At 33.7% G+C, this 24325-nt stretch carries 31 protein-coding genes; 12 read left to right on the forward strand and 19 right to left on the reverse strand.

All coding sequences use genetic code 11. The features are described 5' to 3' along the window. Nucleotides 1-79: 79 nt before the first annotated feature. The 3 genes from Q0845_RS06800 to Q0845_RS06810 all read right to left on the reverse strand — a co-directional run bounded on the left by Q0845_RS06800 (nt 80) and on the right by Q0845_RS06810 (nt 1322). Nucleotides 80-277 carry a hypothetical protein gene (locus Q0845_RS06800; RefSeq protein WP_298511043.1) on the reverse strand — a complete coding sequence of 66 codons (198 nt, stop codon included), beginning with the start codon at nt 275-277 and terminating at the stop codon, nt 80-82. A 64-nt stretch (nt 278-341) separates the two neighbouring features. Continuing rightward, a complete protein-coding gene (locus Q0845_RS06805; RefSeq protein ID WP_298511045.1) occupies nt 342-641 on the reverse strand; it encodes a hypothetical protein in 300 nt (99 codons plus the stop codon). A gap of 15 nt (nt 642-656) precedes the next feature. Next, complete coding sequence (locus tag Q0845_RS06810; protein WP_298511047.1) at nt 657-1322, reverse strand: hypothetical protein; 666 nt, start codon at nt 1320-1322, stop codon at nt 657-659. A 46-nt stretch (nt 1323-1368) separates the two neighbouring features. Here Q0845_RS06810 and Q0845_RS06815 point away from each other — a divergent pair, with 46 nt between their 5' ends. Beyond that, entirely contained in the window at nt 1369-1740 is a 372-nt protein-coding gene (locus Q0845_RS06815; protein WP_298511049.1) for a hypothetical protein, read from the forward strand. On the opposite strand, the gene Q0845_RS06820 is transcribed toward Q0845_RS06815, so the two are convergent. Beyond that, nucleotides 1658-2731, reverse strand: a complete 1074-nt coding sequence (locus Q0845_RS06820) for a relaxase/mobilization nuclease domain-containing protein (protein WP_298511051.1) — start codon at nt 2729-2731, stop codon at nt 1658-1660. The two genes, Q0845_RS06815 and Q0845_RS06820, sit on opposite strands and share 83 nt — an antisense overlap. Beyond that, on the reverse strand, nt 2721-3068 hold the full coding sequence (gene mobC, locus Q0845_RS06825) for a plasmid mobilization relaxosome protein MobC (protein WP_298511053.1): 348 nt from the start codon (nt 3066-3068) through the stop codon (nt 2721-2723). Before mobC ends, Q0845_RS06820 begins: the two co-directional genes overlap by 11 nt. Before the next feature lie 321 nt (nt 3069-3389). On the opposite strand from mobC, the gene Q0845_RS06830 reads away from it, so the two are divergent. The 4 genes from Q0845_RS06830 (at nt 3390) to Q0845_RS06845 (ending at nt 7234) form a co-directional block, all read left to right on the forward strand. Beyond that, nucleotides 3390-4400 (forward strand): hypothetical protein, encoded by a 1011-nt coding sequence (locus Q0845_RS06830; protein ID WP_298511055.1) that lies wholly within the window; start codon nt 3390-3392, stop codon nt 4398-4400. Nucleotides 4401-4496: 96 nt separating this feature from the next. Then, the gene (locus tag Q0845_RS06835; protein ID WP_298511057.1) at nt 4497-5168 is read left to right on the forward strand and encodes a hypothetical protein; all 672 of its coding nucleotides are present in this window, start codon (nt 4497-4499) and stop codon (nt 5166-5168) included. 27 nt (nt 5169-5195) lie between these two features. Further along, nucleotides 5196-5864: a hypothetical protein gene (locus Q0845_RS06840; protein ID WP_298511059.1), complete on the forward strand. Its 669-nt coding sequence runs from the start codon at nt 5196-5198 to the stop codon at nt 5862-5864. Further along, nucleotides 5861-7234 carry a type IV secretory system conjugative DNA transfer family protein gene (locus tag Q0845_RS06845; protein WP_298511061.1) on the forward strand — a complete coding sequence of 458 codons (1374 nt, stop codon included), beginning with the start codon at nt 5861-5863 and terminating at the stop codon, nt 7232-7234. Before Q0845_RS06840 ends, Q0845_RS06845 begins: the two co-directional genes overlap by 4 nt. A 31-nt stretch (nt 7235-7265) precedes the next feature. On the opposite strand, the gene Q0845_RS06850 is transcribed toward Q0845_RS06845, so the two are convergent. From Q0845_RS06850 to Q0845_RS06875, 6 genes are all read right to left on the reverse strand, one after another. Next, nucleotides 7266-7628, reverse strand: a complete 363-nt coding sequence (locus Q0845_RS06850; RefSeq protein WP_298511063.1) for a DUF3768 domain-containing protein — start codon at nt 7626-7628, stop codon at nt 7266-7268. A 210-nt stretch (nt 7629-7838) separates the two neighbouring features. Further along, a complete protein-coding gene (locus Q0845_RS06855) occupies nt 7839-8108 on the reverse strand; it encodes a hypothetical protein (protein ID WP_298511065.1) in 270 nt (89 codons plus the stop codon). Between the two features lie 3 nt (nt 8109-8111). Next, nucleotides 8112-8381: a helix-turn-helix domain-containing protein gene (locus Q0845_RS06860; protein ID WP_298511067.1), complete on the reverse strand. Its 270-nt coding sequence runs from the start codon at nt 8379-8381 to the stop codon at nt 8112-8114. 90 nt (nt 8382-8471) lie between these two features. Next, nucleotides 8472-9281, reverse strand: coding sequence for a hypothetical protein (locus Q0845_RS06865; RefSeq protein WP_298511069.1), 810 nt, complete (start codon nt 9279-9281; stop codon nt 8472-8474). Nucleotides 9282-9293: 12 nt separating this feature from the next. Further along, a complete protein-coding gene (locus Q0845_RS06870) occupies nt 9294-9818 on the reverse strand; it encodes a hypothetical protein (RefSeq protein ID WP_298511071.1) in 525 nt (174 codons plus the stop codon). Nucleotides 9819-10231: 413 nt separating this feature from the next. Then, nucleotides 10232-10702, reverse strand: a complete 471-nt coding sequence (locus Q0845_RS06875) for a JAB domain-containing protein (protein ID WP_298511073.1) — start codon at nt 10700-10702, stop codon at nt 10232-10234. A 186-nt stretch (nt 10703-10888) separates the two neighbouring features. Here Q0845_RS06875 and Q0845_RS06880 point away from each other — a divergent pair, with 186 nt between their 5' ends. Beyond that, nucleotides 10889-12376, forward strand: coding sequence for a hypothetical protein (locus tag Q0845_RS06880; RefSeq protein WP_298511075.1), 1488 nt, complete (start codon nt 10889-10891; stop codon nt 12374-12376). Nucleotides 12377-12386: 10 nt separating this feature from the next. Continuing rightward, on the forward strand, nt 12387-12947 hold the full coding sequence (locus Q0845_RS06885) for a DUF6705 family protein (RefSeq protein ID WP_298511077.1): 561 nt from the start codon (nt 12387-12389) through the stop codon (nt 12945-12947). Between the two features lie 4 nt (nt 12948-12951). Here the strand turns inward: Q0845_RS06885 and Q0845_RS06890 are convergent, their stop codons facing one another. Further along, the gene (locus tag Q0845_RS06890) at nt 12952-14163 is read right to left on the reverse strand and encodes a site-specific integrase (protein ID WP_298511079.1); all 1212 of its coding nucleotides are present in this window, start codon (nt 14161-14163) and stop codon (nt 12952-12954) included. A gap of 507 nt (nt 14164-14670) precedes the next feature. On the opposite strand from Q0845_RS06890, the gene Q0845_RS06895 reads away from it, so the two are divergent. The 3 genes from Q0845_RS06895 to Q0845_RS06905 are packed head-to-tail and all read left to right on the forward strand — an operon-like array spanning nt 14671 to nt 16806. Then, a complete protein-coding gene (locus tag Q0845_RS06895) occupies nt 14671-14925 on the forward strand; it encodes a potassium channel family protein (RefSeq protein ID WP_298511081.1) in 255 nt (84 codons plus the stop codon). Beyond that, nucleotides 14909-16054 (forward strand): hypothetical protein, encoded by a 1146-nt coding sequence (locus Q0845_RS06900; protein ID WP_298511083.1) that lies wholly within the window; start codon nt 14909-14911, stop codon nt 16052-16054. The genes Q0845_RS06895 and Q0845_RS06900 overlap by 17 nt, the downstream gene beginning before the upstream one ends. A gap of 56 nt (nt 16055-16110) precedes the next feature. After that, on the forward strand, nt 16111-16806 hold the full coding sequence (locus Q0845_RS06905) for a hypothetical protein (RefSeq protein WP_298511085.1): 696 nt from the start codon (nt 16111-16113) through the stop codon (nt 16804-16806). 81 nt (nt 16807-16887) lie between these two features. On the opposite strand, the gene Q0845_RS06910 is transcribed toward Q0845_RS06905, so the two are convergent. Further along, nucleotides 16888-17946, reverse strand: a complete 1059-nt coding sequence (locus tag Q0845_RS06910) for an adenylate/guanylate cyclase domain-containing protein (RefSeq protein WP_298511088.1) — start codon at nt 17944-17946, stop codon at nt 16888-16890. A 161-nt stretch (nt 17947-18107) separates the two neighbouring features. Here Q0845_RS06910 and Q0845_RS06915 point away from each other — a divergent pair, with 161 nt between their 5' ends. Then, a complete protein-coding gene (locus Q0845_RS06915) occupies nt 18108-18533 on the forward strand; it encodes a TerB family tellurite resistance protein (RefSeq protein WP_298511090.1) in 426 nt (141 codons plus the stop codon). 76 nt (nt 18534-18609) lie between these two features. On the opposite strand, the gene Q0845_RS06920 is transcribed toward Q0845_RS06915, so the two are convergent. Both Q0845_RS06920 and Q0845_RS06925 read right to left on the reverse strand, forming a co-directional pair. Then, nucleotides 18610-19440: a universal stress protein gene (locus Q0845_RS06920; RefSeq protein ID WP_298511091.1), complete on the reverse strand. Its 831-nt coding sequence runs from the start codon at nt 19438-19440 to the stop codon at nt 18610-18612. 93 nt (nt 19441-19533) lie between these two features. After that, on the reverse strand, nt 19534-20556 hold the full coding sequence (locus Q0845_RS06925; protein WP_298511094.1) for a trypsin-like peptidase domain-containing protein: 1023 nt from the start codon (nt 20554-20556) through the stop codon (nt 19534-19536). A 77-nt stretch (nt 20557-20633) separates the two neighbouring features. Between Q0845_RS06925 and Q0845_RS06930 the strand changes: the two genes are divergently transcribed. After that, entirely contained in the window at nt 20634-21272 is a 639-nt protein-coding gene (locus Q0845_RS06930; protein ID WP_298511096.1) for a hypothetical protein, read from the forward strand. A gap of 550 nt (nt 21273-21822) precedes the next feature. On the opposite strand, the gene Q0845_RS06935 is transcribed toward Q0845_RS06930, so the two are convergent. From Q0845_RS06935 to Q0845_RS06950, 4 genes are all read right to left on the reverse strand, one after another. Beyond that, complete coding sequence (locus Q0845_RS06935) at nt 21823-22551, reverse strand: hypothetical protein (RefSeq protein WP_298511098.1); 729 nt, start codon at nt 22549-22551, stop codon at nt 21823-21825. A gap of 82 nt (nt 22552-22633) precedes the next feature. Continuing rightward, nucleotides 22634-23590 (reverse strand): ROK family protein, encoded by a 957-nt coding sequence (locus tag Q0845_RS06940; RefSeq protein WP_298511100.1) that lies wholly within the window; start codon nt 23588-23590, stop codon nt 22634-22636. 96 nt (nt 23591-23686) lie between these two features. Then, the gene (locus Q0845_RS06945) at nt 23687-23935 is read right to left on the reverse strand and encodes a hypothetical protein (RefSeq protein WP_298511102.1); all 249 of its coding nucleotides are present in this window, start codon (nt 23933-23935) and stop codon (nt 23687-23689) included. A 17-nt stretch (nt 23936-23952) separates the two neighbouring features. After that, entirely contained in the window at nt 23953-24312 is a 360-nt protein-coding gene (locus Q0845_RS06950) for a hypothetical protein (protein WP_298511104.1), read from the reverse strand. Nucleotides 24313-24325: the final 13 nt, after the last annotated feature.

Raw genomic sequence — 24325 nt, forward strand, 5'->3', positions numbered from 1 at the left:
CAGTATCTCTTAGTATCAGACATCTCCCCGCGTTTTTTAGCGGGAGCGATTTTCAAAATAAACCTAACGTTTTTGTTTATTAATGCTTAGTTTCTTTTCCTCTTTCATATCCCCAAGACACACCATTTCGTTCCATCTGCATTAAATGCCCTCTAATGATTAACAGATGCCCTTCAACTTCAGCTAATTCATTTTGAGTTTCTTCAATCAGCTGATTAATTTCTTCAAGCGTTTTATCTGAATTGTCACTTTTTGAATTTTCATTATTATCGGTCACTTTAATATCTTCCTTACTTTGTTAGCAACTAGAGTAAACCATATTTTTTACATTATGTCAATATTTATTGGCTTCGTTCCTTTTCGTTATCACGTTTATTCTCATTTTTTTTACTAAAATCTTTATCTCTGTTCATTAATTCTTGTTTGTCTTTTACCAAATTAGATAGTTTAGTATCTAATTGTTTAGCTCTATTACCAAAATATTGTTCATCAATCTTCATGGTATTATAATCCTCTTTTTTCAGGTTTTTGTCATGATGAGCGTATGCTTGCGCACGATGCTCTTTCATTTTTTCGATTTCAAGCTTCGTTAGCTCAATTAAATCATTAATTTCTTTAAGAGTTAAATCTTTATCTCCCATTGTATTTGTAAATTTTTAACGCTTAAAACCGCGATCTCGTTTATGCTCAATCTCTTTTTGGTTCTCTTTGTACTGGCTTTCTCTTAACTTTTCGTAGGCTTGGTCAAACTTATTATTTTGCTCTTTAAGCTTTTCTTGATTTTGTGATTTCTTAAAATCTTCTATTCGATTTTTCATTAATTCTTGCGAATTATTAAAAGAGTCATTTGTTGTTTCAGACTTAAACGAAAGTATTTCCCTTTTAAAATCTTTTTGAGTTTGTTCTAAAGTTCTAGGTTCTTGTTTTTGGTGCTTTTTAGTCTCTCTTTCTTTTAAAACCTCATCCCAACCTTTTTCAATAAAAGTTGGTAATTCGTGAATAGGGATTTTTTTATAATCTTTTTTCAATTCTCCAACATGTGCTTTATCGCAGTAATCAAGAACAGTTTTTTCTATTTTTTTAGCATTTTCATAAAGCTTATTTTCATAGTGTTTCTCTCTACTCTTCTTGTCCTTAGATTTATTAACTGTATAGGTTTTTGCAGGTGACCTTTCATTTATAGGTTTTAATACTAGATCAGGTTTGTTGTAGGTTATATCTTTATGATAATCCGCTTCTATTTTTTTTCGCTCTTCCAATAATTTCCGTATACCTGGAGCACTAAGTGCTATTTCTTGTAATTCTTCGTAATCTGTTGACACAAAATGAGTTTTATGTTAAGTTACAATAATTAAATGAGAGGCAAAAATGAGTGATTTTGTTGAAACACCAGAAAGATTAAAAACCTATAATACGGAAAATATTGAATTCAAAGAAAAGGCACGTAAACTCGTTATCAAAAATTTAGGCTTTGAACCTAATCTCAAAGCTTCACTAGGAATCGAGTTGTTAATTAGAAAATTAATAAAAAACGTTGAAACTGGAAAAATTTCAAAAAAAGATTTTAAAGAATGTTTAGAAGTATTTTGCAATGCAATTCGTGGAATGATTAGAAGACGTGTTCCAGAACAAGTTTATCTCTTAGAGAAAAAACGTCCTAGCGTTCCCTATCTTTATCTTGGACTTGGTTTTCTCTCTCTTTGTCTTCTTGGATGTCTAGTATTTTTTTTACTTGGCTAAAGGCATCGTCAATCGTTCGCGCACGTGTAATACCATCGTCATTGTCATTAAATTCACTTTTTTTCTTTTCCCAACGTTCCTCTTTAAAATCTTGAATAAGTTTATCAAATCTGGCACTGGCTTGTCCGATTTCATCTTTTGTAACCATGTCAAAAGCATTCTCAACCATCACTTTTTTCTTGTATTGTTGGTCTCGCTTTTGTTCGGTTTTCTTTTCTTTAAGCTGTGTTTGATCTTTTTTTAAATCTTCAACTTTGGGGAGTTGCTTTAAAATTGGTTGCAGTTTTTCCTCTACGTGCTTTTTCTTCTCGCCTGTAAAGCGCATCAGTGAATGGACTTGGTTTTTATCACTGACCAAGACAACACCACGGCGACCGATGGCTAAATCAAAACCTGCTTTTTTTAAAGCTTGTTGTAATTCTTTTGGATTGGAATGCTGTTGATAGAGTTTTTTTACGCGGGCTTTCAATTGCTTGGGTGTATAGCCATCACGAATGGTTTGTTGGCGTTCATTCATCGTGTCCCAATTTGAACCAAATTCAGCTTTGAGTTGTTTGTGCTTAAAACGTTTTTCAAGATCACGTCCTAGCTTTTTATGAATGTAATAATCATTTTTAGTGTCAATGACTTTTCCCTGTTCAATATCGGTGCGTTGCCACACAACATGAATATGCGCACGCCCACCTTTTTCATGATAAACAACCGCACGCGGTTGATCATTTAATCCCAAGCGTTTTTCCATTTCATCCACGCTGTATTGCCATTGTTGCGGTGTCATGGTTTCACCCATGGCAGGATTAATTTGTGCATGATAAAGCCCTGTTTTGGCTTTGGTCATCTTTGCGGTCAGTTCCATGTCTTTAAGAGCTTGTGTCAAGTCTTGTGTGGCTGTGCCCGTAATCTCAACAACCACAATACGTTCATTATCATCTTTGAGTAGATGATTGGCTAAACTTGCGCCACCTGAGCGCTTGCCTCCTTTACAGATCATATCCTAAAGCTTGACGGAGATCTGTACGTATGGTTTCAATCTTTTCTAATAAAGATTGCCCTAATGCGACATCTGTTGGATTACCACTATTGTAATGTTTGGCGATTTGATTGATATTCCCGCCAATCTTACCCCAAGAAGCCAAGAGCTTAATCAAAAGGACGGTTTCCACGCCTGATTTGAGTGGTTTGGATTTGAGGGCGGTTTTGCGAAAATAATCTGCGCCACTTAATCCCGCTTGTTCACAGCGTTCAAGAAAATCTTGTTTTTCTTCAGCTGTGAGGCGGAATTGCACCAATTCATTGCGCTGTCGCTTTTCACTTCTTTTTTTCTTCATAATCTCAAGAAAAATAACTCAACCCTTATCGGGGAGGATTAAACGGACGGGGAGTTTGCCCCCTCCTTTACAAGGGTGGCGGTATTACCGCCCCATACCTTGCATACGCTCTTATATAGAGGTTTTTTCTTATATAAAGATAAAGATTTATTTGTAAAAACCATTCGCTTAGCACTTTAAAAATATTCACCAAAAGCACGAAATAGTATTAATTCTGGTAAGATTTGGGGGGCAATGCTTCGCCTCAATACTATTAAGATTTTCTTGACTCTTACTCTGTAATATGTATAATAATAGAAACTGTAACAACAGAGAATTGTCATGGACGCGTTTTCTTTTCGGGTAAACTTAATCGAATTATTAATGCCTGCATCAAATGATGCCATCGACTTCGTTCAAGGATTAAACAAAGTCAAAGAGGCAATTGATTTTCTGCTACTGAGTGATGAAGAAATAGATCATCAAGAAAGACAAGAACTTATTAATAAGAGTTTTGATGTCATCGGTGGTCAATATGATTTACCTGAAACTAAAGCCGATTTTTTGAAGACCAACCCAGACACGATTATCTATGGTTTGACACAACACTTAAAAAGTGAAAATCAACTTTCAACCCTTTATAATTATGACATTCCAAAAAATCTTCCTAAAAATGCACAATCTCATTATGTAGCGCGTTTGAGAGGACATGCAAAGGATGCCGCTTTTTATGATAGTTATTTACGAGATACCAGTCGACTTGACAATATAGACGGAATAAATTCTTCTCCAACAGGTGAAGTTTTAGATCATATGCCAGGTTATATCCATCCAAGAGAACGTGAATATAAAGCCTATAAAGCAAGACAAAGACAAATCGAGCTAGAAAGACTTAGAGAGGCGCATGAGGCACTTAATCACTCATTTCTGCGTGATGAGCATGGCAAAGTTAATCTCAATGAATATGGAGATGGGACTGATTTTTTAGAAAAGCTACATTTTCAAAAACACAGCTTTTGGGCACTGAGAGAGGCGGGCATCGTTCCTAATAATTTTGCAGCCTTTAGAACACTCGATTATGATCTTATCATGGGAACGCTCATTGAAAATCAAGTCGTGGTGGATTATCCTGAATATCGTTCCCTTGAAGATGAAAATGTAAGACAGGCACATTATGAGCAAAAAGCCCAAGAATATGGAGTTAGTGTTGAACTCCTAACAATGGATATTCGCAATGTGCCTAATCAAGATGATTGTATTAATCCCTTTCAACAAAATTCCCAAGACGTTTCATTTGGTCAAAGAATTGCCAATGGTGTTAAACAAGCGGTCAATTTTGTTCAATCACTTTAATTCAGTTAATCATTTTATCCAAAAAAGTAATTTTCTTACTTTTTAAATAATTATTTATTGTATTTTCATGGTTGAATAACCAACAAAATACATTTTATGAATCCTTTAAATCATGACAAAAACCGTCGATTAAAAAATCAACTCAAAAGTAAAAATGCCATTTTAGGCTATATCATACTCGGTGTCATAGTTAGTAGCGTAATTAGTGCTTTTTCCGCATCTTCCAATACTGGTTTTTTTCTATTATTTATTGTACTTGCAGTTTTCACTGCGGGTGTCTTTCACACACGTAAAATCAATAAATTCTACCAATATGCAGATGAATTTGAGAATAATGATACATGGCTACCGAAAAATTTTGAGATTAAATTACCAACAACCATACAAAAAATCATGGATAGCAGTGCTGATGAAGTCCGTGAAGAAATGGGCGTAAAAAAATATGTAGAAACCCTTGAAGCAGAATTAGAGTTTATTCACAAGCATAAACGAAAAACACAAAAAAAACAAAATGAATGGCAGACTATACAGATTCCAATTAATGAAAAATTTTGGAAAGTTGAAACACGAATGAATCTTAGTGGTAGAACGGCTATTTATTCTGCCGATGAACGTGCGCATATTCAAAGAGATTTTATCGATCAAATCGACTATCAAGATCAACTTATAGCCAAAGTTAATAAGCTTCTCAATAAAGCGATTGATAAAGGTTCTGAGATACAAAGAGGTAATATCAACATATCCAATATCGAGGGCTTAAATTCTTAAAATAATCAACATTTAAAATCATAAACTATGTTTCCTTTTTTCCACGATAAAAAGCGCCGTCGTAAAAATAGATTAAACAGGCTATTTAAGATGATGATTATTGCAATGGTATTTGTTCTAGCTATTATTAAGCTTGATAACCATCCAGTTTCAAATATAAGTTTTATAACCTTTCTTATTCTCTTTTGTTTTGTCTTTTATAAAATTTATAGAATTGATCAATTCTACAAATATGCAGAAGAATTTGAAAATAATGATTCATGGTTGCCGAAATACTTTGTAATTGAAAAGCCATCAATGCTTAAAAAATTAGAACAACAAACTTTTACTCAAACTTTAGATAGCATTGGTAATAAAGCTTTTACCATAGCTATTGAAAAAGATTTAGCTTATCTCCATGAACAAAAGGCAAAAATTGAATTAAAGCAAAAAGAATGGCAAACCATTCCTATACCAAATGATAAGGAGTTTTGGGATATTAGGGAAAGAAAAAAGCTAGGAAGACGTACAGCAATATATTTCAACCATGAACGCTCCGAAATTCAAAGAGAGTTTATTCGAAAAGTTAGCTTGTGCGATCAAATGATTGCACAAGCGAATAAAATCCACAATCAGCTGATTTCTAAAGGACATGAAGTTCAAAATAATCATCGTAATATCTCAGGTATAGACGGTTTAAATTCAATAGAATCATGAAAGGTGTTTATATTGGTCAAGACAAAGAGGGAAAATCCTATGCTTATGATAAAGATGTCCATATCTTAACCATCGCTCAATCGGGTGCAGGGAAAAATACAGGACTCATAATGCCGAATTTACTTCATGATGCTTTCAAAGGCACAAAAATCATCCTTGATTTAAAAGGCGAAAATTCAGCCGTGTGTTCGCATTGGAAAGAAAAAGAAAATTTAGGCAAAACCTTTCGCCTTAATCCTTGGAATATTTTTGATATGCCGTCCATCAATTATAATCCGTTTTGTTTACTCGATGCGTATAATGACAGTATTTATGAAGATTGTTTAGACTTTGCATCGGCTATTATTCCCGAAAAGGGTAATCAATCCGATACAGGCGAGCATTTCGATGAAATGGCACGTGATTTTATTGGTTCATTTTTACTCTATATGGTTGTCTCTGATTACCCAGAAGTACCCACGCCATCGAGTTTATACGAAAGTTTGATTATCAACCTTTCATCCATTGATGGCTTTCGCTCACTCTGTGATCAAATGATGGCTGTCCATCATCCCGATGAAGCCATTAAACGAGCGATTAAATTATCGGCTCTTTCTATGATGGGTGTGACAACGGGAGGGGAAAATGGCGAATTTAGAGGCATAAAAACCACCATTGCCAAAGCTTTAAAAGCATTTCGTGGAAAAATACTCTCAATGGCTGTTGATGATGAAGCCGAGCATTCAAGAAATTTACTTAATGAACTCTTTCAACAAGACGAATTGCATAACGATCTCTATATTTCTTTTCCACAAAATAGAGTGAATATTGCCCGCGTTTGGTTAAGGCTTGTTTTAACATCATTTATAAAAAGGCTTATTGACACCCCCCCTTTAAAACCTGTTTTATTTGTCCTAGATGAATTTCCGCAATTGGGAACATTCAATTTGATTAAAAATAATGCGGCGTTCTTACGAGGTTACGGCGTTCGATTTTGGTTTATCTGTCAAAACCTCGATCAATTAGAAAATAATTACGGCAAAAGTGGACGCCAAGAAATTGTTGAAAATTGTGGTGTTTCACTCTTCTTTAATGTCAAAGATGAAACAGCCAAATATGTTTCTGAAAAACTCGATAAATATTCCAAATCTATTGAAAACTATAATACAAATGAATATCGCACCAGTATTGAACGCTACCGTAAAACACGTTCGGAAGTCGAACAGGAACAAGGAAGTTTCGTTTTTATCGGGCAAAATGAAGCGGTTATATTTGAGCGTGTACCCTATTTTAAAATGAAAAATTTAGAACACAGAATTGCGCCTAATCCATTATTCTATGGAATAAAAGCCTATCACAATTATATTAGAGAAAACAAAAGCCACGATTAAGTGGCCTTTGTCATTAAGTTCTTATGATAGCTTAATATTCATGGGCGTGCATAACAGTTAAAACACGCCGTGTCTTATTGAGATTACTTGGCTCATCACTGCCATATTGGTAATTGGTATCGTAATAATCAATCTTCCAAAATATGGTCTCTGCGTTATGCTTAAAACTACCCAAATCATGTTCGCCGTAAGGATCATTATCGGGATTGAAATTATCAAATTCACGGACTTTCTTTGTGATGAGTAATTGATCATGTACTGGCAATTCAGAAATACCTCGCGTGACACAATATTGTCCCTCTATCCCAGTTTCTTTTTGTGCGTTGGTATCAGCAAAGTTTTGCCGAAACAGATCATTTTGTTCAGCAATGCGTTTTTTAATGTCGTCGGTCATCAAATTTTCCTTTTCTTGACTGTTAGTGGTTGAGGAATGAATTGACTTAAAAGCAAAGAATTTTTGAGCAGAACCATACGGTCAGGTGCGAGCCCGTGGCGCGATAAAATCTGCTTTTAAGTGACATTCCCTAAAGAACACGACAAGGAATAACGAAAAGGTGTTGATGACACTACGCACAGAAAACAGTGTAAAAATAAAGAGTGAGATTTAACGTGAACGATCTTTGGAGCGATCATCACGCTTTTGTTCTAAGGCTTGGTCTTTTTGTTTGGTTTTTTCTTGGAGCTTATCCGTTTCATATTGTTTCATGCCTAATTTGACGACATTAAGGCGTGTTGAATTGATATTCAGCTTTTGCAATTTTTCTGGCTTCATTTTATCCAATGTATCAGCTTTTAAGCCTGTTTCTTGGGCTATAATATAACCTTGATTAAAGGCTTTGAGATATTCTTTATCGACAGTTGTATAATCTTCCATAGCTTAAAAAGTTTCGCGTGCGTTCGTATTGAGATATTCATTAATCGAATTTTTATCATAAAGTATGACGCGCGGTTGCGGTTGCGAAAAACGAATTTTTCCCTCATCACGGAGTTTCTGTAGTGTCGTTTTTGAAGCAATATTCAAGAGTTTCATTGCTTCATTACCATCCACCCAAACCCAAGAATCTTCTTGGTATTTTTGGTCAATATAGGCGGTGACGCGATCAAAGAGCTTATAAAACGCATCTTCTTCTAAACAAATAACTTCCATATACTTCGTTTTTAAAACAAAGAAAAAAGATACAAATAAATTGTCAGAAAAAGTATAAAAAAACCTGCGCATGTGGCAGGTTTTTCATGTTCAATTATTGAGGAAGCGAGTAAAATACATTTGCTGTCCCGTAAGGTCAGGGTTACTATCAGGTAAATTAGGGTTGGCGTTACTTAGCTCAATAATAAAAATAGGGATATCTTGAACTGCTGCAGTGGGATTAAAAACGTCAATTAAAACAGCTGGCGCATTAACATTTAAACCACTCAAAACACCATCTTGTAATCTTGGAAAATCGTTAGGTGAAACTGTATAGGTAACTTCTTCAACTTTATCACTTTGACTATTAATTCCTAGAACCTCAGTTGTTGAATTCGCAATGATTTTAAATTTTCCGTTTGTTAATTTAGAAACATTTTGTCCGTTGATATCCGTTCCTTGATTGCCTGGTGCTGTACTATAAACAACAGACTCAATTCTTCTCAATATTGCATTGGGTGTTAATTGAGAATTGGTAATCTCATCGCCATAAATAAATGTAACAACATTATATCCAAAATTCGTAACATGGGGTAAGTCGAATACGTCTTTGTCTTGGTTCATGACTTGTCCTGCCACTGAAACAAATACAGCATCTTGGCTTACAAGGTTATTATTGTAATAATAATTAACACTAGAGCGAATAAGTCGATCAACTGTTGGATTATCAGTTTTGATATCTTCACGGGTAATATAAATACCCTCCAAAGAGAATTCTCTTGTAATGCCGTCGGCTGAATAATTCTCATTACTTGGATTTTGTGTTGTTGGATTTTCATCATTATTATTTGTTTCATCTTCACTTGTACATCCAAGCATCAAGAAAGTGAGAAAGATTAAAAATATCGTTTTTGCTTTCATAAGTTACGTGATTTATTCAATTGTTATAGAGTAAAAAGTTGTTTCAAAAGATGACATTTTTAAACGTGTAATCGCTTGGTTTGGAGAAAGATTAATAATAGCTTGTGCTTCTCCTTGTGGTATTACATCATTTGTATTGAGTAGTTGTATAACCTCATTATTATTAAGAACTTGAATAACTGTACAACCGTTAGCGCAATTATTAAAAAGAGGAATTGTAATCTTTGAAATCCCGCTAACATCACTTAAATCAAGTTCCATAGTACTTGGGTTTCCATCTTGTGGAAAAGCTAGAAGAATTCCATTATTAATGTAAGCATCCGTTGACCTTACCCTAAAAACCGTAAAATCAAATCCTTGTGTAGTAAATGATGTATCATCGACATCTATACCAAGACCATCAAGATTTATGGTCACAGGCATAAAAGTTTCAGTTTCAGGTGTAATATCGTCATCATCATTACTACATGACCCTGCCATGAGAATAAATGACAATGAACTGATAAAAAAGAGTTTTAAATATGTGTATGATTTCATTATTTGATACGTTTTAAGTTGTTAGAAATTATTTTGAGTTGAAGGTTTAGGGGAACGCATCAAAGGGCGGCTTAGAAGCGACTACGGGGAGCGAATTGTGGTTTTAGGTGTTTCCATGGCTTTAAAAAAAATAGCGTGAAACTTAGTGTGCCCTAAACCCGTGGTACTGGTATACCGTGATCCAAAGACAACAACTAAGCCCACGCCTAAGACATGGGCATTAGTCTACATGCCTTTCGTTCGGATCAGAGAAAATTACCAGTTTTCGGGTTTGAACGAAATTTGTAGCTAATGCTTAAATTTGTATAATATTTTTACACTAAGACTTTGCTCTTATATGTTTATGATTTTTGATTATTTGAATCTAAATTAGGCATTCTAAACGTCACAATCACTATAAACAAAAAGTTTTTTTAGAGAGTAAATGACACTAAATTGTCATCAGCCATAGAGTAATATTCATCATCCGTGACAATCAAATGATCCAAAATACTGATATCGAGATAATGCGCGCCTTGGACAATTTTTCGCGTAATGGCTTTATCCGCTGAACTTGCCTTTAATCCACCCGATGGATGGTTATGACCTAAAATAATTCCACAAGCACGTGCTTTGAGCGCAGAGGCAAAAATCAACTTTGGATCAACAGTAACACCAGAAACACCACCCTTAGCAATCGGCACAATACCCATACATTGATTATTGCGATCAAGAAGCAAGATTTTAAATTCTTCAAACAAGTTAATGGTCATATCATCCCAATTAGCACGGAATAATTGATAAGCGCGTAAAGCACTACTTATTTTGGGGCGCTCATTCGCCTTAACTTTGCGCTGATATTGCAAGGTGATTTGGCTGATATTCGTGTGAAATTCTTTTGTCATGAAGAAACTATGACACAAAACAAACAATCTAAATACGCACAGAAAGTCTTATAAAAAAATATGTTTATGAGAAAAATTTTACTCTTATAAAATATTTTCTCTCACAAAGACGTTTTTGACTATATTAGCTAAAGAATTTATTTCTCCCTAAAGCCTAACTTTTACAATTTAAAACAAAAGTTATTTATGAAATATATTATGAAAGTTTTTCCCTTTATCATCTTTATTGCACTCATTGCCGTTATTGCATGTCAGCATGATGATGCTGTACGCATTGATGAACAAATAAAATCGCAAGATGCCAGTTTTATTATTAAAATGGAGTCTGGCGAACATTTACGCGCCACATATCCAAGCGTGTATCAAAAGCTGAATCAATCATCGCATATTGCTAAAAATAATGATGGCGCACCTTATTCTTTAGATTTAAACAAAATACAAATTATAGAGCGCAATACCTATACACAATATACCACACCTGTTATTGGACATGTCGAACAAAATAATTATCTCATTAATTATATGCTCCTTGAATTTGATAATGGAGACAGTTATCAATTCTTGATTAAATATCCACGCCTTGCAAATGGTCTAGATTATACAAATTCAGTCATGGAAGCCGTTAATGGTAATACACTTCTTCAAAAAAGTGGTATTGGACAACCGCGTCCATGTTTGGACGGCACACCTGAACTGGTTGGCACAGAGCAACAATATATTTGTGAAACAACACGATGCACTGGACCTGAACGTCATCAATGGGGCGAGCAATGTCCTTGTGCTAATTTAAACTATTGTACAATGCCTACGAATACTTGTGATTGGCAAACTGTGAGTATTTGGAGTTGTACAGGCGGAAGCGCACCAAGTGGAGGTGATGGAAGTGATGGCACAGCAGGAGGTGGCGGTGGCGATAATCCCGATGATACCAACCCAGATGATCCAATAGAAACTGTGCCTGTTTTTGACTTACGTGATGCAAATATTAAAAGTAAACTTTTAGAATATAGCAATACGACTAAAATCAAAAATAAACTATCTGAATTAGGACAGAAGATTTTCGATCCCAATTATCATCTTGAAGATGGAGCGATGTATAAAAGAGAAGCTGATGGTCAATATACTGATCGTCCACCTGATGTTTTAATTGAAGCAGGTACAGAATTTATTCCTGAATTTAAAATAGGTGAAGTTGTATCTTTACACATGCACCAACAAAAAGCTTGGGATTACAGCGGAGATGCTCCAGTTCTTAAAGAGATTTCTCCGATATTTTCAAAGATTGATATTCATAAATTCTTGAAGTTTCGTAAATTTAGAAAAGATACAGATGAGAATATCCCAGACAATAATGATGATGATATTGTCGCCATGCTTGCCAGTGAAACAGGTATTTACGCTCTGGCTGTTGGGGATGATGAAAAGATGGATGAAGCTTTTACCGCTTTAGGAGATGATCCAGAATATAACCCTACTCAAAATTGGGATGATTTTACTGATTCATTTAGTGATAGAGTTTTAGATAAATGTGGTAATGATAATGAATGTCTTGTTAGAGAATTTATTGAGTTTTTAAAAGACAAACATAAAGAATTAGGCAATCAAACACTTGGCATTCGGATTTATCAAGCTGTCATCATAGATGGACAAATTACACGTTGGAAAAGATTATAAAATAAAAGACATGAAAAAATATCTATTAATACTTACTTTATTGGGATTAACAAGTTGTGGAACAGCACAAACAATTGTCCCTATTGAAAATGAAAAGGGGTTTCAAGAAGAAGATGGCGTAACTTATTATTACAAAGATGTCAATGGTGCTTTAGCTAAATTTACAGGAACATGGAAATATGAGACATCCACTGAAACGTTTCAAATAACTTTTTATCTAATTGCTGATAAAAACAGAGGAAGTTATTCTGAAGATAGATTAGAAAGCAAATTCAAATACATCAAAAATGGCGTGGAAATCTATAACACATATCAAGAAATTAATTCGTTAACTTTTTTCGGTGGTTTCTTTAGCGAGCCTAATGATACTAACAAAATTAAGATGTCATATCATGAACCAGGAGTTGCTTATAAATCACGCTATAAACGCCTTAAATTGGAATACGTACCCGTAACGAGTATTGGGCAAATGCCAACGATCATTTGGCAACGCGATGTTTGGCAAGGTTCACCAACACCCCCACCGTATCAAATTCCAAAAAATATGACATTGGTTAAACAACCACTTTAAATAATCAAAACCCAATCACTTTATCGAGGGCATCATCGGTTTCTTTATGCATAAAATTTTGCTGATAATTGATGGTCGTGGTAATGGATGAATGTCGATAGAGCTTTTGTAACATCTGTATTGGAATCGTATCGCCTGCAATATTGCCAAAGCTATGGCGCGCAATATGCATAGAAAGCTTTTTATCAATCTCTAGTGTTTCAGCCACCATAGCTAAACGGCGGTTCAAATTACGCGTAATGGTTTTAATACGGATGCCAAGTGCTTTTTCATCTTTTAAATTCACACCTTTTAAGTTCGGAAAAACAAAGTCTGTTTTTTTCTTTTTATCCTTGATATAAATATCTAAAATCGCTTGTGCCTTTTGTGGTACTTTTAAAGAAACCAGTTTTTTATTCTTACCCATACGGTAATACAAACGGTTATCTTTAAAATCAGACCATTTGAGTTTCAGCACATCCCCCACTCTTATCCCTGCAAAATAAAAGCTGAACAACCAAACATTCAAAGCGTGTTGTTGCGCAGGTGTAATATTGTCAACATTCTCTAAAAGTTGAATTTCTTCTCTGTTTAAGCCGATCTTTTCACTCTCTGGGATTTTGATTTGATATTTACCACGCCCAAACGGGTAATTATTTTTATCCGTAATACCCTGTGCAATCGCCATATTATAAATCGTACGAATTAAGATCATATAATTAGCTACTGTGCGCTCGGAACGTTTTAGCTTATAAATCAAATAGGTTTTAAACTTATCCAATAACGTCACATCCAAGTCCATAAAATCAAGATGTTCTTTACCAAGATAGGTTTTAAAAATTTCCAATCGCCCATTATCATTATTGCTTTGATTGAACTTTTTACGTTCTTCTAAGTTTTTGAGGTATATATCAGCAATAGCGAAAAAATCCGCATTATTATCATTGACGATCTTCTTCTTAATGGATTTAACGGTTTTACTTTTATCGGTGGTTTCGACATCTAAAGCGATACTATGCGCTTCGCTTAGTTTTTTCTGTAAGAAGTTATTCAGCCGCGCGGAATTGGGATGGGATTTTTTAACCAATCCTTCTTTTTCATTCCAATCTTTTTCCTTTATATATTCGCCTGTAAACACATAGCGCGTTTTTCTGTTTTTTGTAATACGAATTGCCAAAGGAAATGTATTGTTTTTCTTCTTATCATGTTTCCAAAGCAGTATCTTTATCGAAGCCATAACATAGTCATTATTTATATTAAAGATACGGCTGAATTTTCATTTTACCTAAAACATACCTAAAACATTTTGCTGTTTTTAGCAGTTTTTATTGAATCTCAACTACGCGCAATCCCAACAAAAACAGCTGATTACAAATCATTTAGCAACAATAGAGACCAATTGTCACCGAATTCATAACCCGGAGGTCTCGGGTTCAATTCCCGATCTCGCTACTACATAACCCACTCATATTGAGTGGGTTATTTCATTTTTAACAGCTTCATTTTCAATACTCCAGTACGTTTAGGAGTATTGTTTTGTTCTTTTTTACTCATTCTACAAATCACTTAATCAAGCTTTTACAAGAGAGAGCTTTAAGGTAAGACCTCGGGATTACTATCTTTTCTTAAATATTTCAACATGTCTCATAGCTTTCAATACTAGATTTTCATTAATATAATGCCTTCTTAACACCTCTTTTGAAGTATGAGAAGATAAAAAACCTGTATCTTTATTTCCATACAAATGATTGATCCGAGTTCATTCAAAGGAATCTTAGATGCTTCTCATGGCGACACATTGCTAGAACAATTAATGTATTTTAGTTATATTACCTTGTTAACCATTGGATATGGAGATATTGTTCCTGTAACTGCCATTGCTCGAAAAGCAACGATTTTAATTGGATTAATTGGACAAATTTACCTTGTGATCATTACCTCTATTATTGTTGGAAAATATATAAATCAATTAGCACAAACAAATGAAAAAACCATCTGAATTATTTTTTAAAGAGATTGAAACACTATTTGAAAAGGAAATAGAAGTTTTAAAAATCCCTATAAATAATGAAAGTGGGAATTTCAGGGAATTACTTGAGCAAAAACTAAAAGATTACTTATCGTTTTTTAATAAAGAGATTGTGCCTTTGACAAAAGGCAAAGGAATTACATTTAATAAAATTAATATTTCAGAAATCTCTCCAAAAATAGAAGGGTTAAATAAAGGATTGCTTAATACAGTAGATAAATATCTAGAAGGAAAACCATATGAAGCAAGTAAAATTTTCAATGAATCGTTAAATCAAATCAATTATGAGCAAATAAGATTAGAAGAAACGACACCTGAAAATAATTTATTCTTCAGAGCACGATTAAAATCTGAAGAACAGTTTGATAAAAAAGATTTATTTCATATTCCCTTTGAAAAAAGAACAAAAGTATCTACAACTAGATACAGCATCCCAGGAACACCCGCTCTATACTTGGGAACCAACTCTTACACTTGTTGGGAAGAGTTTGATAGACCAAATTTTAAAAATTTATTTTTTTCGGTATTTGAAAACACGGAAAAATTGAATATCATTCAAATACTTCGAATAGGAGACTTATTTAAATTAATTGAGAAGTTCGATAGTAACCCTACTTTTACAACTTTTTTTATTCTTCAATTTTTTATCTATTTTCCAATATCAATAGCTTGTTCAATAAAGGTTTATGATAGAAAAGGAAATTTCAAACCTGAATATATCATTCCGCAAATGTTGCTCGAATATGTTGCTCGAAATGAAAATATTGATGGAATTAAATTTCCATCAACAAAAATCAACTATAACAGTCTAAAAAATGTGGATGCTTACAATTATGTTTTTCCTATAAAGAAAAATACAACTTATGGTTATTGCTCTACTTTAAAGAAAAACTTTAAGTTATCTGAACCTTCATCCTTAGAATTGGAAGAATTGCTAGATAATCCAGTTTCTAGGCAAACTCAAACAGGTGGTGGACTTCAATTGCATCAAACCGAATTTAAAATCTCAATTATTGAAGGTGAAGAAAGATATTATTTTAATACTTCATTCGGTAAAATTGATACATTACTTTGTAGAAAAAATCGAAAAAAACTATAGCTAACACGTTGTATAAAACCTTTGTTTATAATTTAAGATAACAATACTAAATAAAAATGAGAGATATTTTTAATCAAGAATTTGAGACAAAAAACAAAGCTTTAGAAAAAATGTACTCATTTGAATTTGGAGAAATTGAAAAATCACCTACTAATGCGAATAGCATTTCATATTCTGATGGTGAATTTATTGAAATTGAAACTGATTTATACTTCTCGGAAAATGAAAACAGCCTTTTTTCTTACAAAATAGAAAACAAAGAGAATTCATTTAGGCTCATTGTAAGTCGCAAAAAGAAAAATAAGATGATATCTGGAGCAATAAAGGGCGACCTAAATATGCTTAAAGATAATTTTGTCGATTCAAAAAAAATGATAGGATTTGCTTTAGAGGAGGCAACAATAAATGAAAATTGGAATATTATTAAATATTTAATCAACGAACCTAAAATAGGTGAAAATCCTATTTGGAAAGCCATTCGCTATAATAAAGTGGAAATAACAATTAACCTTCTTAATTATGGTTTCGAATTACCGAATGACTGGTTAGCATATTGTATGAATAAAGATAGTATTGATGTCACTAAAGAATTACTAGTAAAGAAAAAAGTTCACTTAAAATACCCTATATCTGAGTTAAAAACACGATGGTTCAATCAAGAAATTCATAAAGATAGAAATACATCAAACTTTGTTCGAGATTTTTTTGACATACCTAATTTAGATGATATATTAAAAAAAATAAAATACTAATTTATGAGGTGTATAGCCAATTGCTATTTCTGTGAGTAATCTGAAAACCTTACAGAATTCTCCCTAATTTGTTTCCTTTTGCTAACTTATCCGCTCCACAGAATACACTTTCAAAGCAACATTTTTTCCTTTCAAAATAATTTCGTCTTCAAACTGCGCGCTAAAATCTGAATCTAATTTGAGTGCATTTTTTAGATGTTCAGAAATCACCATTTCGGCTTTTAAACGATTGCATTCACCTTCCAATCGTGCTGCGGTATTGATGGTATCTCCGTGATACGCAATTTCACGTTTTAACTTTCCAACTTCTGCCACCATGACAACGCCTGTATTGAGTCCTGCTTTAAATTCGGGCAATACGCCGTACGTATCCATATAATACGATGCTCGTTTATGTATGGCATCTTTAAAAGCGAAAAAAGCACGAATGCAATTGTTGTTTTTCAAACCATCTTTGGGAGACCATGTTAACACTGACTCATCTCCTACATATTGGTAAATTTCAGCTTCATATGCATTCACAACTGCCAAATCATCAAAACAATCTTGTATCAGTTTACTATACAATACATGACCTAATTTCTCTGCGTAGGTAGTAGAACTTCTTAAATCTAAAAACATGAATATTTTTTCATCTTCGCGCGGTGCGTAAAATGTTCCTTTAATCATTTTTAAAAGATTTCCCTTTCCCAAAACCAAGTCAATATAATCAACTGTATTTATAGTAAAATTGACAATCAAAGCAAATACAAAGACAACCCACAATCCATCCAAATCATTTAAAAAAGTAAGGATATCTGTGCCTTCTTCTAAGATGTTTGCACTTTTAAAAATGACAAATACACTAATAACGATAAAAATGGCGGTAATCAATTGCAGTAACAAAGAGTAGATTTGTAGTTTGAAAAATGGTACTCTATTCTTTACAAATTTATTGATTATTATTTGCAAAAAGCCGTATACAAATGCTTGTAACAACCATGTGACCAAGAAAATAATCAATTCATTAGCATAGCTAGTTTCTATAAAGGTAATTTTTCCTTTGTTAGTGTTAGAAACCAAAAGCCAAATAATACTTGCCACAAACCACCCGATTACATAACTTTTTAAAACACTTGAATATTTGTAATTCAGTTTCATAAAATGGTTTTCATTTTCAGGAAAATAAGATAGTGATTTATACCTAAATCAGCATACTTCTTTCGTTTCAAATTAACGATTATTATGTTACAATAATTATGATTGTAGCAGTTTATTAATTATCTTGTATCATCAATTGAATACTACTAAAACTATAGTTTATGAGTTCACAAAATGCCCATTCGCGCAGTCAATATCACGATGCTTTTTCAGCGATAATGAAAATTACTTTTAGAGATGGAGACACTACAGAAGATGAAAAAGTTTTTTTGAAATACTTAGCAACCAAACTTGGAATTTCTGATGCAGAATATAAAATTATTAGTGATAATTATATGGATCAAGCTATTGAAGCGCCATATACCTATAACGAACGTTTAGAAAATTTTTACAAAGTTGTACAAGTCATTTATGAGGATAAAGACATTGAAGGAAAAAACCAATCAATGTGGCTCGAACGTATGGCGAAAGCTATGGGATTCAATCCTAGTAATGTACAGTATATTGTTGCTAAATCGCTAACTTTATTTAGAGATGGAACAGATTTGGCAGCTTACAAAGAAGCGATCAAAAATATGAATACTTAACAATCTTACAATTGTATATAAAAAAAGACCTAACAGAATTCGTTAGGTCTTTTTATGAGGTATATATTTTTTAAAATTACATTTTAACGGTCAGTACAGGCAATTTTGCATGATTTGCCAAATCTTCTGTCACACTTCCACCAAAGAAATGACTCAATCCTTTACGTCCGTGTGTTGTCATGGCAATTGCTTTTGCTCCCGATCTTCTGGAATGATTTAAGATTCCGTCTTCTACGGTATAATCCGCTACATAATTCACTTTATCTTTCCAGTTTTCAGCATTCGCTTTTGCCAAAAAGTTTGCCGCTTTTTCTTCAATCTCTTCCGAACTTCTAAATTTATTACTTGGTACATTTACATGTAATAAAGAAACATTGCTTGCCAATTCTCCTAATAAGCCAGCTGCTTTTTGAAATGCAGGAATGCTCTCTTCTGAAAAATCAGTAGCCAACACTACATTGTCAAAATTAATGTCTGTATTTTTTCCTTTTACTACGAGTACTGGAGTTTCACTAAAACGAACTACTTTTTCTGTATTCGATCCTGTAAATATTCCATCGTGGTTACTGTGTCCACGCGATCCCATAATAATTAAATCAGCACCTTCAGACTTTGCAACTGCATCTACTTCTTTCAGTACTTTGTGGTGCTTAATCATTGGTACCACATCTAAACCTTCTAAATACTCTTTATCTAAGAACGATTCAAATTCTTTATTTGCTAATGCTAAATTGAACAACATCTCATTTTGTCTATCAGAACTTGAATTAGAAACAATCGATTCAGACAACTCTAACATATTCATAACAATCAATTGAGAATTGTGCTTTTTAGCAAGTGCGGCAGCTGTTTCTAAAGCATATTCCGAATGCTTTGAGAAATCAACAGGAAGGATAATCTTCTTCATAATGTAGTTGGTAATTTGAGTTTTTGTTTAGTAAATTCTATTAAGAACGAAATTTACATAAATTAATTGTCAGTTGCTAAAATATCTAAATGATTATTTTGATTTTAGCGTGATGATTTTCCCCTGACGTAATACTTTTATTTCAAATGATGGATTCTTAGCCAGACTGTTGGCAAAGGCTGCTAACTTGATCAGTGCTTCATCTGTAATGTCATACGTAATTCCGTTGAACGCTAATATAATATCGCCGCCCATAATTAATCTTTGCTTTCCAATCATCACTTCTGTATCACCTTCATGCACGCCCATTCTTCCAAAAATAGAATTCGTAGCCACACGCTGAACTAACAATCCGTTTGCTTGTGGCAGATTGAACAATTTGGCATATTTTCCTGATAATGAAAAGAATTCAGCACCAAACCAAGGCATTGTATTATTTAAAAGTAGCTTTGTGGCTAAGTTGGAACTTGTTGCATATCCGATGCCGTCAGAACCACCAGATTTCGATTTGATATGACTTACAACACCAATCACTTCGCCTTTCATATTAAACATTGGTCCGCCAGAATTCCCTTGATTGATGGCTGCATCTGTTTGAATAAATTCTGAAGATACAAACGGGTTTTTTCCGTAGGGTTGTCGTTTAAAAGCGCTTACATAGCCTGAAGACAATGAAAATCCGACACCAAGCGGTACACCAATGACAAAAACTTGCTCTCCAATTTTTACTTTGTCAGAATCAGCAAAAGTAACAATGGTAGCGTTCTTTTTAGGTCGCGACAAACCAATTAAAGCAATATCAGCACTTTCATAAGAAGTCAGCACAGTTCCTGCAATTACTTCGCCATCGGAAAACTGAACCATGATACTTTCAGGAACTCTTACCACATGTGCAGCAGTTACTATCAAACGATCGGAAACCATAAATCCAGAACCCAAACCGCCCGTTGCAACGGATTCAGAAACATTATTTGCATTGGTAACAATGGTGTTCTCTTTGGTCAAAATTGCCACCACTGCTGGACTTACTTTTTCATATACTTTTGATAAGTCTTGTGCACGTAATGGTGCTAACAGAAATACGCTTAGAAGTGCTAATAAGACGACTTTTTTCATACTAATATTGAGGAATTAATTCGTATCTTTATATAAGTATTTAAAAATACTATTATTTATATTAAAACCCCTTTATTATGAACAAGAAAGTTGGATTATTGATAGTATTGATCTCCTGTTTTTTAGTGAGTTGTTCTCCGCTATTGTCTACAAGTTATACAAAAGACGGATATACAGATAAAAGCTATAAAAAAATTGTCGTTATTGGAATTAGTAATGATTTGAATGCGCGCTTGGCTTTTGAAAATAAAGCGGTGGAATTGTTGAAAGCAAATGGAATTAATGCCGTGAGCGGAATTAGTATGTTTCCTCAGAATATGCCTAAAGAAGCACAAACGCCTGAAAACTTTATCCAAATTATAAAAGATAACAACTTAGATGGTGTCATTACCATGAGTTTGATTGATGAAAAAGACAGTCATCGCTATACGCCAGGCAGAACATATTCGGTGCCTGCTGGTTATTACAGAGTTGGAAAATACATTTACAGACGTTATGTAACGGTAAGAGAACCTGGTTATTATGTACCTACGCAATCGTATGTGATTGAAGCTGTTTTGTACAACCTTAAAGGTGAACTGACCGTTGACAAAGATACTTGGGTTTGGACAGGAGAATCTTCGTTAGTTGATCCGTATTCATTACAATCTGCGGCTAATAAATTTTGTAGTCAAATGGTCGGACAAATTTTGAAGGATGAAGTGGTTGTGCCTTAGAGGTTTAATAATTTAAAATTTAGGTTTTCAACCTAAGTCCTACATAAATAAAAACAACTGTTAACGTACTTAAACAAGTAATTGTCACTTCCAGCGCAGTCGAGAAGCTAAAGAAAATAATCATTTTTATTGAATCTCGACTGTGCTCGATTTTACATTTTAGGAAACCTTAATTAGCTAAATAACGTCAGTTCAATATAACTGATTCAATTTATATTTACAATTTAAGTTTAGAAGCTCTCTGTTATAAACCACATTTTCAGCTTTTCATTTTCTTTGCTTTCCCAAAGAAAAGAAACAAAAGAAAGGGAACTTTTCCAGAGGTATTTTTAGTTTTTCTTTCTGGAAAAAACTAAAACCGCATGAATTTTTCTAAATTTTTTCCAAGGCTTCAAAAATTTTTAATGAAAAATCCCTGCTATACTGCGGAAAAGAAAAGTATCAAACTAAACTTTTTACGTCGAACTCACATTAAGTATTATAAGATTTATAAAGTATATTTTTTCTTTAATGAAAATAAAAACTCTTTTATTATTAGTGAATTTTAACCCTAAAAAGCATAGCCAATCTTAATTCCATAGCGCCAAGCGGGCAATGTAATTTTGGTTTTTTGATTTCCATTTACTCTAAAATCTGGGTCAATAAAGTCAATGATCCCAATGTCTTGTAATGATTCTGATAAGTCATCATAAAAAGCTTCTGGTACAGGCGTTATTTCTGTAAGCGTAATGGTATTGCTACTAAATCCTGGTCCTGCGAAAATTAAATCTATAAAGAATCCGCTTTGTAGTTGCCATTTGTAACCTAGTTGAAATCCAAAGACTACCGATTGTAATCTTGCATCTATCAAAATGTTACTGTCAATAGCATCGCGCGAAGTATATTGTCCACCTAAATCCGCACTTGCGTCTTGGTATTTAAAATACGCACCTGCATACAAACCATTAAAACCCATTTTACTTTTTTGAAAATACCATCGGAATTCAGGAACTACTTTATACCCGTTAAAATTCAAGGTATTCGATTCAAAACGATCAAAATCTACATTCGCGACTTCAAATAACCCTGACGAACCTTTATAACCAAGCGAAACAGCCGCCGAAATGTTCTTGCCAATTCCGCGCTCATACAAAAGTTGATAGGTTCCAAAAATAGGAAGAAACGGATCTAAGCTGATAAAGTTTTTAGGAACGGAAGTATCTGTGTCTTGCGCAAAACAATTTTGTGTTACACACATACAAACAATCGTACTGATTAAAATGGTTTTGAGAAGTTTCATATTTTAAAGATAAGGTATATTCATGTAACTTGTAAAACACTAAATTTCAGCTGCTTACCTTCTTCCTTAGAAAGCATCACAATTATTTCACTTCATTCCATATCAAGGAAGCGGCACCAAGTATGGCGGCGTTTTTTCCATGCATTCCAGACGGTAGTAATTTTACTTTTCCTTTGTAAACATCGAGCAAATGGTTTTCCATATAGTGTTTTGTCGTGTCAAAAATCCATTTTCCACTACTGGTTAAACCACCTAAAAGAAAGATTGCTTCTGGTTGTGTAAACGTAACAAAATTTGCCAAGGCATGTCCTAAAATTTTGCTTGTATAATCAAACGCTTTGATAGCAATTGGATCACCTTCTTCCGCAGCTTGTGTTATTTCTTCTCCATGCAAATCACTGTATGCAATATCTCTAAACCTGCTTTGATCCATGTGCATGCTCAACATATACATGATGGTTCGTTTTAATCCTGTTGCCGAAACATAGGCTTCCAATCCGCCATCTACGCCAAGTCCTGTGAGTCTTCCATCACCAAATGTAAGATCAAAATGTCCTAGTTCGCCTGCAAAACCATCATAGCCTTGAATCAATTGTCCGTTTGCCACAATTCCTGAACCCAAACCTGTACCTAAAGTAATCACCATAAAATCAGTCATTCCTTTTGCGGCACCAAAAAGCATTTCGCCCAATGCGGCTGCACTGGCATCATTCATCAATTTTATAGGCAATGCGATGTGTTTTTGCAATTCCTCAATAAACGGAACACTTCCTTTCCAAGGTAAATTGGCTGCATTTTCAATCGTTCCTTTTACACTAGAAGCATTCGGTGCGCCAATTCCGATCCCAATTAAATTGTGAGATGCATTAATAGTTGCTGTGAGTTCTTGTATGGATGTCGCAATTTTAGCTAGATAATCTTGCAACTCAGGATACTCTTTTGTTCTAAAAAAGTTCTGAGCGACATTATCACCTTGTTGGTTTACAAGTCCAATTTTCGTTTTAGTGCCTCCTATATCTATTCCTACGACTAAATCCATTGGTGTTTTTTTAGTTATTGATAAAAATGCTTTTTATTTTATCAAGTTGGTTTAAAGTGATTAGAAGTTTCTCCAGTTAGTTTTTATGTTTTAATTTTATTGGTTGCTTTCCAATTCCATTATTCCATAAATAATTTCACTTGACATAGAAATTAAACTCCTGTCATTTGTCATTGGTAATTTCCAAAAATCTAATCCTTTTACGATTTCAAAGGTTCCATATTTTTCTCGCATTCTTATATCGTCAAATGTCACTTTGTAAATTACTTCTCCATTAACTTCTCTAATTTCAAGCAATACAGAAAATATCTCTGAATTTATATCATTTAGTACGTTTATTCTCATTAAATTTTCTATTTTAATTAAAGTAAATCTGACTTCAAAGAATTGTATTCCTCAATAGTTATTGCGTTCTGATTTTTCAACTCCTCTAAATCTTTTAGAGCTTTGATTTTTTCGGCAGCTGTAATTTTTTCTACAGAATTCGATTTGATTTTCTCAATCAATTTTTTTGAATTGGTAATTAGTTTTTGTTTAGCGTCTGCAATAGATTTCATATTTCTATCGTGGTCGTCAGGTCTTGAGATTATTTGTCCTTTATATGAAATGTTACTATTCGACTTTTTTGCAAGCCAATCGGTAAAAAGCCCCCATAGATATGCTAGGAAAATTAAAAATCCTATACTCAATATTATTTGAAAAATCCAAATTGCTGTGTCCATTATTTCAAATCTA

The sequence above is a fragment of the uncultured Kordia sp. genome, from assembly GCF_947489565.1.
Lineage (GTDB): Bacteria > Bacteroidota > Bacteroidia > Flavobacteriales > Flavobacteriaceae > Kordia.